The organism is Paraburkholderia sp. EG286A (genome assembly GCF_040965375.1).
Taxonomy (GTDB): Bacteria; Pseudomonadota; Gammaproteobacteria; order Burkholderiales; family Burkholderiaceae; genus Paraburkholderia.
In genome coordinates this window covers 265,726-277,340 of the sequence record NZ_JBFRCB010000008.1, presented here as the reverse complement: position 1 = coordinate 277,340, position 11,615 = coordinate 265,726, and the positions used below count along the sequence as shown (strand labels likewise).

Genomic DNA, 11,615 nt, shown 5'->3' with positions numbered 1-11,615 from the left:
GCGGGACTATAGCGAACGCTACGTTGCCGGCCCGGAGACTCATGCATGGAAATCGCGACCGCCCCCGCCCCGATCGACCCCACCGCCGGGCAAAGGGCCCCGCTCCAGCTCACGGGCAGCCTCGTGCGTCCGCTGTCCCTTTCGCTCGAGGCGCTCCGGCAATATCCGGCCGTGACGGGCCCGGCGTTCGACCTGCGCTGCTACACCACGCAGCGCTTCATCCGGGCGGTCGCGCCCTATCGCGGCGTGCGACTGACGGACCTGCTCGCGCACGCCGAACTGCGCAACGACGTGGACGGCGACTTCAAGCGCATGGTCTTCCTCGCCATCGGCCACGACGGTTACTTCGTGACGTTCTCGTGGCATGAACTGTTCAACACGCCCGTTGGCGAGCAGGTGATCGTCGCGTACGAATGCGGGGACAAAGCGCTCGACGCGCAGCACGGCGCCCCGGTGCTGTTTTCGGGCGCCGATCTCGTACCCGCGCCGCGCCACGTCAAACGTCTCGCGCGTATCGAGGCTCGCGTCCTCGCGCTCTGAGCCGGCTCCCCGGCTGGCCTGTGCAAGGCAGGCTGGCCGTCACTGACTGACACGCCCGGCCGCGGCTCGCCTTGCGGCTATGGCAGCCACCGCCGCCGTGTTCGCGCTCCAATTTTGTGAGGCGATACGCCGCACAAAAACTTCGCTCCCATTGCTTGAAAGCAAATCTTACGAAATGTAAACTTGATGCAAGCTTTGGATTCGGACGCAGTCTTCCCGGGGCTCCCCTCGAACCTCGAGTCAATCCATCGATAATTTAGTCATCATTTACTTCATTGTCAGGGAGAAAACCGTGAACACGTACATCAACCGACTCAACGCCACGTTCGCGATTGCCGGCCTCCTCATGATGGCGCCGTTCATGGCCATGGCCCGCTTGCCAGCGCCAGGCACTACCCCGCACGGCGAATCCCTCGTCAAGAAGCGTACGTCGAACCGCGTCGCCGATGAGGAGCGTCGCGCCAGCGAATCCGGTGGAAGTGAATCCGTTAGCGAGTAATCAACGGTCCTAAGTAAATTTCATCTCACTTCCTTTTTTTGAACGCCATTTGGAACATTCACCATGAAAGCGAAAGTCACGACACTCTTCATTATTGCCGCCCTGCTCGCCACGACAGGCACCGCGTTCGCATCGCAGCCTGAACACCGTCCGGGCAACCCGCCGCCCACGTCGATCGAACGAGCCAACCGTCCGGTGGGTGCGATTCCGCATCGCGACTGGCAGCGCGGCGACCGCCTGCCGCCTGAGTACCGTGACCGGATTTTCGTGGTCGAAAACTGGAACCAGCACGGCCTGAAAGCGCCCCCGCGCGGCTACCATTGGGTCGGCGTAGCCGGCGACTACGTGCTCGTTGCCAGCGCGACCGGTGTGATCTCAACGGTTCTGCCCGCCGCCACCCATTGATCATGCCGTTGTTTTCCCACGCTTTGCCCGCTCTTCGCCGCCACGCGGCCAAGGGCCGGCATCAGATAGCGACCTGAAATCAAGCCGCAACGACGGCAAATAAAGCTAGCTCTCGCAAATACCCGGCACGGCCACTTTCTGGAAGATATGCGGCGACGCGATCACCGAGGAAGGGTAAGCGCCCAGACTCGACCGGAACGCCGGCGCAGAGAACGCCGCCCGAAAATGCGCCGTGGATTCCCAGACCGCGTAATTCAAATAAGCCGCCTGCTCTCCGAGCGCCCGATGGAGTTGCGTTGAAATAAAGCCGGCTTGCTGCGTCATGAACGCAGCGTCTTCCTGCCAGGCCTCGAGAAACTTCGCCTCATCGGCCAGATCCAGTGTGAAAACATTCACGAGCACAACGGGCTCGGCGTCAATGGCAAGTTGGCGTTCGATCGGGAAAGAAGGATCAAGCGGTCGCAATTGCAGCATGGTGCACTCCAGAGTCTAAAAGCATGATGTCAACCGGTCATGGCCAATTTATAGTAAATTGACATGATGATGTCAATTTGAAAATAAGGTGACATATGCATGAACCTGCGAGAACACCGGCCGGCGAACTCCTGTCGGGCATCATGCTCGACCTCTTCCGGCTCAATAGCGGCCTGCTCACCTCGGGCGACCGCCTGGTCGAGGGCCTCGGGCTCACGAGCGCACGCTGGCAAATGCTCGGCGCCATCCGTGCCGCGGAGCGGCCGCAGCCAGTGGCCTGGATCGCCCGCGATCTGGGGGCCAATCGGCAAAACGTGCAACGGATCGTGAACGACCTCGCCAACGACGGTCTGGTCCGCTTCGAGGCCAACCCCCACCATCGCCGCGCGCAGCTTGTCGTTTTGACCGACGAGGGCCGGCAAGCCTTCGAAGCGGCCATGCGTCTTCAGGCCCCCTGGGTCAACCAGCTCTCCAATGGCGTGACCGTCAACGAAATCAAGACCTTGCACCGCGTCATCATGAAATTGCAGGCGAATCTGGACGACATGGCCGGAGCCGACGAGCCGGATTGATCGACCGGCGCTGCTTGCGCATGCAATGTGCTACAGCAGGGCATCGTTACCATCCGCGAGGCGAGGCCCACGCATGTCGACCATTGCCCTCATTGTCGTGACGGTCGCGGTGACGCTCGTCGTCATCCTGGTGATCGCGAACCTCACGAGCGGCGAAAAGAAGATCGAGCACAAGATCAACCGGCTCTACGCGAGCGACAGTCCGCAGTTCATCCGTTCGATGGGGCTGCTGCTCGGGCCGCCCGTCGTGGAAGGCAACCGCTTCGAGGTGCTCGTGAACGGCGACGCAATCTTTCCGTCGATGCTGGCGGGCATCCGCTCGGCGCAGCACACCATCACCTTCGAAACCTTCATTTACTGGTCCGGCGCGATTGGCGAAGAAATCGCCCGCGCGCTGTCCGACAAGGCGCGCGCGGGCGTCGCCGTGCATGTGCTGCTCGACTGGGTGGGTTCGTCGAAGATGGACAAGCGCTATCAACGCATGCTGCGCGAGGCGGGTGCCCAGCTCGTGCTGTATCACAAGCCGCACTGGACGGGTCTTGGCCGCATGAACGACCGCACGCACCGCAAGCTGCTCGTGATCGACGGACGCATCGGCTTTACCGGCGGCGTGGGTATCGCCGACGAATGGACCGGCCACGCGCAGGACGAAAAGCATTGGCGCGACACGCACTTTCGCATCGAAGGCCCGGCGGTCGGACAGATGCAGGCGGTCTTCATGGACAACTGGGTCAAGTCGACGGGCAACGTGCTGCACGGCCCGCAGTACTTTCCCGAGATCGACGCCGCGGGCAACGGCCTCGCGCACATGTTCAGCAGTTCACCCTCGGGCGGCAGCGACGACATGGAGTTGATGTACCTCATGGCGATCACCGCCGCCGCGCACTCCATCCATTTGTCGACGGCGTACTTCGTGCCGGACAAGCTGACGATCAACGCGATCGTCGAGGCGGTGAAGCGCGGCGTGAAGGTGCGCATCATCACGCCCGGCAAGCGCATCGACACCCACACGGTGCGCGAGGCGTCGCGCGCGTGCTGGGGCGACCTGCTCGCGGCGGGCGTGGAGATGTACGAGTATCAGCCGACGATGTTCCATTGCAAGCTGATCGTCGTCGACGAATATCTGGTGTCGGTCGGCTCGACCAACTTCGACAGCCGCTCGTTCAAGCTCAACGACGAGGCCAATCTCAACATCTACGACCGCGATTTCGCGCGCCAGCAGACGGCCATTTTCGATGCCGACGCCGCCCTCGCCAAACGCATCACGCTCGAAGACTGGCGCAGCCGTTCGCTCCAGGAAAAGCTGCTCGAACACGCGGCCGCCCTGCTCGATTCGCAGCTCTGAGGCCTGCCCGAGCGCGGCGATGCCAATCGACAACGAAGCGAAGATCGCCGACAATCGGTGCCCGACGTTGGGCAGTCGACAAAGCAAACAGAAAAAAGGGACCGCAATCCATGCTGCACATCGAGGACCTGGCCGCTCCGCCAGAGGGGTTTCTGCGCGACGAGCCGGAGGGGGCGGAGTTTTACCAGGCCTTTCAGACGGCCCGGCTGGACGATTTCAGCTTCGGTTATTTCGCCGTGTACCGGGACAGCGCGCTCGTTACCGTGGCGCCCTACTTCGTGATGGATTTCCGGCTCAACACGCTGCTGCCCAGCGGCTGGCTGAAGCACAGCCTGAGCTGGATCCGCTTCAAGCTGGCCTGCATCGGGCACCCGACCGTCGATGCCGGCCGCATCCAGGGCGAAGTCTCGCAGGAGACGCTCGCGGCCATCAGCACGGCGCTTGCGAAGAAAGGGAGCCTGCTCGCGTACAAGGGTTTCGCCGAGGACCTGCCGCTGCGCGGCTTCATGGCGGCCAAAGGCCTGCCCGTGCCGGTGCTGTCGATCAGCCCGGACTACTACCAGGCCATGAAGAGCGACCGCAGGAACCTGCTCAAGCGCAAGCTGAAAAAGGCCGCCGCGCTGCGCTATGAAGAATGCGCGGGTCTGCCCGATCACCTCGTCGCCCGAGTGTATGCGCTCTATCTGAACACCTGGCAAAAAGCCGAGTTGAAGTTCGAGAAGCTCACGCCGGAGTATTTCGCCAATACCCGCAGCCTGAGCCATTATCTGCTGTACTTTCTCGACGACGAGCTGATCGGCTTCACCCAGCTGATCGGCAAGGGACGGCACCTCGTCAACCGCTATATCGGGCTCGACTACGACAAGAGCCAGCAATACGGCCTGTACTTCGCCATGTTCATTCGCACGGTCGAATTCGGCATTCGCGAAGGCTACGAGGAAATCGAGCTGGGCGCGACATCCTATGAGTTCAAACGCATTCTGGGCGCCCGCCAGATTCCCACCTGGAATCACTATCGGCACAACAACGCGTTCGTCAACTGGCTACTCGGCAAGCTGCGCAGCGTGCTGGAACCGTCGGAGTCCGAACTGCGTTAGCGCTCGCCGGATTGGCCCGGTGCGTCCCCGCTGCCGGCTACGCGCGTTACAGGCGATAATGTGCCAAACGCAATCGACTTGGGAAACGGAGTAAGCATGAGCAAGCAAGGCTTCACCACTGGCATCGTTCACGGCGACAGGATCGCGGGCACCGAGCACGGCGGCGTGCGCCAGCCGATTCATACGTCCGTGCAATATGGTTTCGAGCGCGTCGAGGACCTGATCGGCGTGTTTCAGGGCACGAAAAAAGGCGGCTTCAACTACGCGCGGCAAGGCACCCCCACGACGGCCGCGCTCGAGCGCAAGATCACGAGCCTGGAAGGCGGCACCGGCACGGTCTGCTTCAGCACCGGCATGGCTGCGATCACGGCGACCTTCCTCACGCTGCTGCGCGCGGGCGATCATCTCGTGTCGAGCCGCTATGTGTTCGGCAACACCAACAGCCTGTTCGGCACGTTGCGCACGCTTGGCGTGGAAGTCACAACCGTCGACGCCTGCGACGCCGAAAACGTGAAGAACGCCATCCAGCCGAACACGCGCATGGTGTTCGTCGAGACCATCGCGAACCCGGGCACGCAGATTCCCGACCTGCAAGGCATCGGCGAGCTGTGCCGCGAGCGCGGCATCGTCTACGTCGTCGACAACACGATTACCTCGCCCGCCCTGTTCCAGCCGAAGGCGGTCGGCGCGAGCCTCGTCATCAACTCGTTGACGAAGACCATCGCGGGCCATGGCGCCGCGCTCGGCGGCGCGGTGACCGATACGGGCCTGTTCGACTGGAGCGCGTATCCGAACATCGCCGACGACTATCGGCGTTCGGCGGCGAAAGATCAGGGGCTCCTGCAGATCCGCAAGAAGGGCCTGCGGGACATGGGGGCATCGCTGTCGTCCGAGCAGGCGCACGCCATCGCCATGGGCGCGGAAACGCTCGCCCTGCGCGTGAAGCAAAGCAGCGACAATGCGCTCGCGCTCGCGCAGTTTCTCGAAGGCCACGAAGCCATCGGCAAGGTGTTCTACCCGGGCTTGAAGAGCCATCCGCAATACGAGGTTGCCCAGGCGCTCTTCAAGGGCGCGTCGTGGCTGCTCGCGTTCGAACTGCTCAACGCGGAGCGCATGATCGACGTCGTCAACGCGCTCGAACTGCCGATCAAGGCGACCGGCCTCGGCGACACGCGCACGCTCATCATCCCTGTCGCGCCGACGATCTTTTTCGAAGCCGGTGCCGAGACGCGCAAGGCGATGGGCATCTCCGACGGCATGCTGCGGCTTTCGGCGGGCATCGAGGATATCGACGACCTGATCGCGGACTTCTCGCAAGCGCTCAAGCTGGCGGCATAACGCCGGGAATGTAGATGTCGTGAACGGGGCCAGCACACACTGACCCCGTGCGTTTGCAGCGCTTACGGATTGAAGCGTTTTGCCTCGTCGCGCCAGTAGTGCTGCTGCTGCCAGCCGAGCAGCCGCTTGAGCTTCTCGTTGCTGAGCAGCGTCTCGAACTCGCCGAGGGCCTTCTTGACCGGCACGCCCGGATAGTAGCGATCCAGCAGCGTCTGGGTCGGCAAGTCGGACGACACGTCGTCCGCCGCGACGTTCATGATCTCGAAGCCGAGGCCGTCCGTTTCGATGGCGAGGCGGCATGCGTTGGCGAGGTCGCGCCCGTCGATATAGCTCCATGCAATGCGCTTGCGCAGCGCGGGGTCCTTGAGCCACGTGGAAAACTTCGCGTAGTCCTCGGGATCGAGCACGTTGCCGATGCGAAAACAGTAGATGTCCGACCCGGTGCGCGCCTGGAATGCCTTGGCGGTCACTTCGTTGACCACTTTCGAGGTGGCGTAGCTGTCCATCGGATCCACCGGATAGTTCTCGTCGAGCGGAAAGTACGCCGGATCGCGATGCCGGTGGGCGAACACCACGCCGTAGGTCGTCTCGCTCGAGGCCAGGATCACCTTGCGGACCCCCAGCTTCGCAGCGGCGTCGAGAATGTTGTAAGTCCCCATCACGTTGATGCGGTAGACCTCGTTATCGGTCGTCAACATGATGCGAGGAATCGCCGCGAAATGAACGATCGCGTCGATCGGTTTCGGCTCCAGGTCGTCGGCGAATTCCACCGGCGCCGTGGTCGAGGCGATCGCATTGAAAACCTGGCCCGCGTCGGTGATGTCCGTGACCAGCGTGCGCGCGGTGCGTTTCGGCATGGGCACACGGTCCAGATTCAACACTTCGTAGCCGTGCGCGACCAGGTTCTCGACCACCCATTTGCCGGCCAGGCCGCTGCCGCCGGTCACTATCACTCGCTTTGTCATCTGTCTCTCTCCTGTTCGTGGCGTCATTCCAGCCTCTGCAAACGCGCACGTTACCGCAAACATTGGCCGGCTGTAATGACCACCGCTCGCTTTCCAGCCGGATGGATTGTCTGCAGCGCGAGTAGACAAACAAGGGCTTTACGCGCCCGATTGCGCGGGCGCAGCCACTGCAGCGTGCCGATTGAACCGCTCCGCCAGAAAATCGATGAACGCTCGCGCACGCGCCGATTGATTGCGCTTGTTCGGGTAGTACACGAACAAATCGGCCAGCGGCTGCACGAACTCGGGCAGCACGACGCGCAAGCGCCCGCTCTCCAGATACTTCGCGAGGTCCCACTCCGAGCGCAGCAGAATGCCGTGCCCGTCGAGCGCCCAGCCGAGCACGATATCGCCGTCGTTGCTCGACAGCATGCCGTGCACCTTCACCGAATGCGCCTCGCCGCCGCGCTCGAGGCGCCATATGCCGTAAGCGTTGTCGTTCTGCCGATGCACGATGCACTGATGATTGGCGAGATCGCCGAGCGTTGCGGGCGTGCCCTGCGTCTCCAGATAGCGCGGCGAGGCACACAGCAAGCGGCGGTTCGTCATGATGCGCCGCGCAATGAGCCGCTTGTCGGGCAGCTCGCCAAAACGGATCGCCAGATCCACGCCGCTTTCGACGAGATCGATCGGCCGGTCGGTGACATCGAGCTGCACTTCGACATGCGGATGCCGCCTCGCAAACTCCGAAACGAGCGGCGCGATCGTCGTGCGCCCAAAGCCGAGCGTCGCGTTCACACGCAGCAAGCCGCGCGTGACGGAACGGCTCGACGACACCACGTCTTCCATTTCCTTCACTTCGGCAAGAATGCGCGTCGCGTAGTGCAGAAAGGTCTCGCCTTCAGCGGTCAGGCTTACGCTGCGGGTGGTCCGGTTGACCAGGCGCACGCCCAGGCGCGCCTCGAGCTGCGCGAGCCGTTTGGTCGCCGCCGGCGGCGTGATGTCCATGTCGCGCGCGACGCTTGAAAGGTTTCCGTAACGTCCGAGCAGGACGAAAAACTCCAGGTAGGAGGTCAGGTCATTCTTCACCGTGAGTTAATAAAGATGTGAAAACAAGTGAATCATAGTGCCGATCCGGGCGCATAACCTAGCGTCTCCCACAGCCAGCGCATCGCGAACGACCGCGAGAACGACCGCGCATGCTGGCCGCGCCACCAGGAGACACCCGTGAGAATCGTTGAAATCCGCGAAAAAACCGTGCCGATCAGTTCCTCGATCCGCAACGCCTATATCGACTTCAGCAAGATGACGCTCAGCCTCGTCGCCGTGGTCACCGACGTGATCCGCGACGGCAAGCCCGTCATTGGCTATGGCTTCAACTCGAACGGCCGCTATGGCCAGGGCACGCTGATGCGCGAGCGCTTCATCCCGCGCATTCTCGAAGCCGATCCCGCCTCGCTCGTGAACGACGCGGGCGACAACCTCGACCCGCACAAGATCTGGGCGACGATGTTCACCAACGAAAAGCCGGGCGGCCACGGCGAGCGCTCGGTTGCGATCGGCACGATCGACATGGCGGTGTGGGACGCCGTGGCGAAGATCGAAGGCAAGCCGCTCTTCCAGCTGCTCGCCGACCGCTACGGCAACGGCCAGCCCGACCGCAAGATCTTCGTGTATGCGGCGGGCGGCTACTACTACCCGGGCCAGGACCACAACAAGCTCAAGGACGAAATGCGCAGCTATATCGACCGCGGCTACACGGTCGTGAAGAAGAAGATTGGCGGCGCGTCGCTCGACGAAGACCTGCGCCGCATCGATTCGATCCTGAGCGTGCTGGGCGACGGTCAAAAGCTGGCCGTCGACGCCAATGGCCGTTTCGATCTGGACACCGCGATCCAGTACGCGAAAGCGCTCTCACAATACGACCTGTTCTGGTACGAGGAGCCGGGCGACCCGCTCGACTTCGAATTGCAGGCCACGCTGCGCAACTACTACGACAAGCCGATGGCGACCGGCGAGGATCTGTTCTCGATGCAGGACGCTCGCAACCTCATCCGCTACGGCGGCATGCGTCCCGACCGCGACTGGCTGCAGTTCGACTGCGCGTTGAGCTACGGCCTCGTCGAATATCTGCGCACGCTGGAGATGCTGCATCAGCACGGCTGGTCCGCGAGCCGCTGCATTCCGCACGGCGGCCATCAGATGTCGCTCAACATCGCCGCGGGTCTCGGGCTCGGCGGCAACGAGTCGTACCCAGACCTGTTCCAGCCTTATGGCGGCTTCCCCGACGGCGTGAAGGTCGACAACGGCTACATCACGATGCCCGACCTGCCCGGCATCGGCTTCGAGGGCAAGGCCGACCTGTTTGCGGAAATGCAGAAGCTCGCGGCCTGACGCCGCAGCGAAGAAAAAAGCGCGACCGGAAACACAACCGCTGCACGCATGGCGGTTGGCGGTCGCCCAAGTTCACCTGGATGGCGCCATGCTCAGGAGACAGACATGCGGCCCTCGAAACTCAAAAAGTATCTTTCGAAGCTCTACATACAGGTCTTGATCGGGATCCTGGCGGGCATTCTCGTCGGGCACTTCTATCCGGATATCGGGGCCGATCTCAAACCGCTTGGCGACCTCTTCATCAAGCTGATCCGCATGGCGCTCGCGCCGATCATCTTCGCCTCGGTCGTCGTGGGCATTGCCCGCATGAATGATCTGCACGAGGCGGGCCGCGTAGGCGTGAAGGCGCTGCTCTACTTCGAAGTGGCATCGACCATCGCGCTTCTCGTGGGCCTCGTCGTCGTGAACGTGATCAAGCCGGGCAGCGGCATGAACATCGATCCGGCGCACCTCGACAGCTCGGCGATCGCCAGCTACGCGCACGCGGCCCACGATCACACGGCGCTCGGATTCCTCATGAGCATCGTGCCGAACAGCATCGTCGGCGCGTTTGCGAACGGCGAGATTCTGCCGATCATCTTTTTCTCGGTGCTGTTCGCCATTGCGCTGGCGAAGCTCGGCCCGCGCACCGCACCGCTCGTCGATATGCTCGACATGTTCTTGCAGGGCATGTTCGGCGTCGTGCGTATCGTCATGTATGTTGCGCCCGTGGGCGCGTTTGGCGGCATGGCGTTCACCATCGCGAAGTACGGGCTCGGCACGCTGGCTTCGTTTGGCGAGTTGATGCTTTGTCTGTACTTGACGTCGATTGTCTTCGTCGTGGTCGTGCTCGGGCTCGTCATGCGCGTTTGCGGCTTTTCGCTGTGGAAGTATCTCCGCTATATCCGGGACGAAATCCTGATCACGTTCGGCACGGCGTCGACCGAGGCCGTGCTGCCGCAGATGCTCGTCAAGATGGAGAACCTCGGCTGTTCGCGGCCGGTTGTCGGCATGGTGTTGCCGACTGGGTATACGTTCAACGCGGACGGCACGGCGATCTATCTCACGATGGCGGCCCTCTTCGTCGCGCAGGCGATGAACATTCATCTCTCGCTGCTCGATCAGCTTGTCGTGCTGAGCGTTTTGCTGCTGACTTCGAAGGGGTCTGCCGGGGTGGCCGGAGCGGGGTTTGTTGCGCTCGCTGCTACGCTTGCTTCGATGCACAAGATTCCGGTTTCCGGGCTCGTGCTGTTGTTGGGGGTGGATCGGTTTCTTAATGAGGCTCGTGCTGTGACGAATCTGATCGGTAATGGCGTGGCTACGATTGTGGTCGCACGGTGGGAAGGTGCGATGGATGTTGCGCGGGCGCGGGCGGTTTTGAATGGGGAGATTGAGGACGCGTCCGGCGCTGGTGATTTGCCCTTGCATGATGGCGAGCCTGCTTCTGGCTCGAGGGGGCTGGTAGAAAACCATCTGTGAATTGAGTGTTTTGGCCTTTTCCTGTTTTCGCGTCGGTATGCAGGCGTTGCCCCTGTGCGGGGCGGCACCTCCTTTCTTTGCAGCGGCAAAGAAAGGAGGCAAAGAAAGCCGCTCAAACCGCCAGTGCCTGCCACCGTTCACATCTCGTCGTACATGGTGAATGGCTCCGGAGCGTCTGTCGCCTCGCACCACCCAAGTTAGTGACAAAGGGCTCATTCATCCCGCTGCTCGCTACGCGCGCTGCGGTTGGGTCTGTATGGGAAACCGGATGGTACGAACGAGCATTCGCGAAAACGCACGCGCCCCAATGGTTTTAAGTTATGCCCTTCGGCGCGCGTAGCGCCGCCGGAAGGATGAGCGCCTTGTCACTACCTTTGAAGCTGCGAGGTGACAGACGCTCCGGAGCCATTCACCATGTACGACGAGATGTGAACGGTGGCAGGCACTGGCGGTTTGAGCGGCTTTCTTTTGCCTACTTTTCTTTGCCGTGCGCCCCGAAGGAAGTCCCCTTGGGGGACAAAGAAAAGTAGGTGCCGCCCCGCACAGGGG

General features: G+C 62.3%; 12 protein-coding genes. 9 read left to right on the top strand and 3 right to left on the bottom strand.

The window, feature by feature from the left end:
• Nucleotides 1–45: 45 nt before the first annotated feature.
• The 3 genes from AB4Y35_RS33280 (at nucleotide 46) to AB4Y35_RS33270 (ending at nucleotide 1,444) form a co-directional block, all read left to right on the top strand.
• Nucleotides 46–540, top strand: a complete 495-nt coding sequence (locus AB4Y35_RS33280; protein WP_368707766.1) for a molybdopterin-dependent oxidoreductase — start codon at nucleotides 46–48, stop codon at nucleotides 538–540.
• Between the two features lie 292 nt (nucleotides 541–832).
• A complete protein-coding gene (locus AB4Y35_RS33275) occupies nucleotides 833–1,039 on the top strand; it encodes a hypothetical protein (RefSeq protein WP_324162967.1) in 207 nt (68 codons plus the stop codon).
• 63 nt (nucleotides 1,040–1,102) lie between these two features.
• Entirely contained in the window at nucleotides 1,103–1,444 is a 342-nt protein-coding gene (locus AB4Y35_RS33270) for an RcnB family protein (RefSeq protein ID WP_368707765.1), read from the top strand.
• 105 nt (nucleotides 1,445–1,549) lie between these two features.
• On the opposite strand, the gene AB4Y35_RS33265 is transcribed toward AB4Y35_RS33270, so the two are convergent.
• Nucleotides 1,550–1,918 (bottom strand): antibiotic biosynthesis monooxygenase, encoded by a 369-nt coding sequence (locus AB4Y35_RS33265; RefSeq protein WP_368707764.1) that lies wholly within the window; start codon nucleotides 1,916–1,918, stop codon nucleotides 1,550–1,552.
• A gap of 95 nt (nucleotides 1,919–2,013) precedes the next feature.
• On the opposite strand from AB4Y35_RS33265, the gene AB4Y35_RS33260 reads away from it, so the two are divergent.
• The 4 genes from AB4Y35_RS33260 (at nucleotide 2,014) to AB4Y35_RS33245 (ending at nucleotide 6,270) form a co-directional block, all read left to right on the top strand.
• On the top strand, nucleotides 2,014–2,490 hold the full coding sequence (locus AB4Y35_RS33260; RefSeq protein ID WP_368707763.1) for a MarR family winged helix-turn-helix transcriptional regulator: 477 nt from the start codon (nucleotides 2,014–2,016) through the stop codon (nucleotides 2,488–2,490).
• Nucleotides 2,491–2,563: 73 nt separating this feature from the next.
• A complete protein-coding gene (gene cls / locus AB4Y35_RS33255) occupies nucleotides 2,564–3,835 on the top strand; it encodes a cardiolipin synthase (protein WP_368707762.1) in 1,272 nt (423 codons plus the stop codon).
• A 110-nt stretch (nucleotides 3,836–3,945) separates the two neighbouring features.
• Nucleotides 3,946–4,932: a GNAT family N-acetyltransferase gene (locus AB4Y35_RS33250; RefSeq protein ID WP_368707761.1), complete on the top strand. Its 987-nt coding sequence runs from the start codon at nucleotides 3,946–3,948 to the stop codon at nucleotides 4,930–4,932.
• 96 nt (nucleotides 4,933–5,028) lie between these two features.
• Nucleotides 5,029–6,270, top strand: a complete 1,242-nt coding sequence (locus AB4Y35_RS33245) for a cystathionine gamma-synthase family protein (protein ID WP_368695632.1) — start codon at nucleotides 5,029–5,031, stop codon at nucleotides 6,268–6,270.
• Between the two features lie 62 nt (nucleotides 6,271–6,332).
• Here the strand turns inward: AB4Y35_RS33245 and AB4Y35_RS33240 are convergent, their stop codons facing one another.
• Nucleotides 6,333–7,235: an NAD-dependent epimerase/dehydratase family protein gene (locus AB4Y35_RS33240; protein ID WP_368707760.1), complete on the bottom strand. Its 903-nt coding sequence runs from the start codon at nucleotides 7,233–7,235 to the stop codon at nucleotides 6,333–6,335.
• Nucleotides 7,236–7,373: 138 nt separating this feature from the next.
• Nucleotides 7,374–8,303: a LysR substrate-binding domain-containing protein gene (locus tag AB4Y35_RS33235; RefSeq protein WP_368695630.1), complete on the bottom strand. Its 930-nt coding sequence runs from the start codon at nucleotides 8,301–8,303 to the stop codon at nucleotides 7,374–7,376.
• A gap of 138 nt (nucleotides 8,304–8,441) precedes the next feature.
• On the opposite strand from AB4Y35_RS33235, the gene AB4Y35_RS33230 reads away from it, so the two are divergent.
• Nucleotides 8,442–9,608 carry a mandelate racemase/muconate lactonizing enzyme family protein gene (locus AB4Y35_RS33230; RefSeq protein ID WP_368707759.1) on the top strand — a complete coding sequence of 389 codons (1,167 nt, stop codon included), beginning with the start codon at nucleotides 8,442–8,444 and terminating at the stop codon, nucleotides 9,606–9,608.
• Between the two features lie 105 nt (nucleotides 9,609–9,713).
• A complete protein-coding gene (gene dctA, locus AB4Y35_RS33225; protein WP_368707758.1) occupies nucleotides 9,714–11,066 on the top strand; it encodes a C4-dicarboxylate transporter DctA in 1,353 nt (450 codons plus the stop codon).
• Nucleotides 11,067–11,615 lie beyond the last annotated feature (549 nt).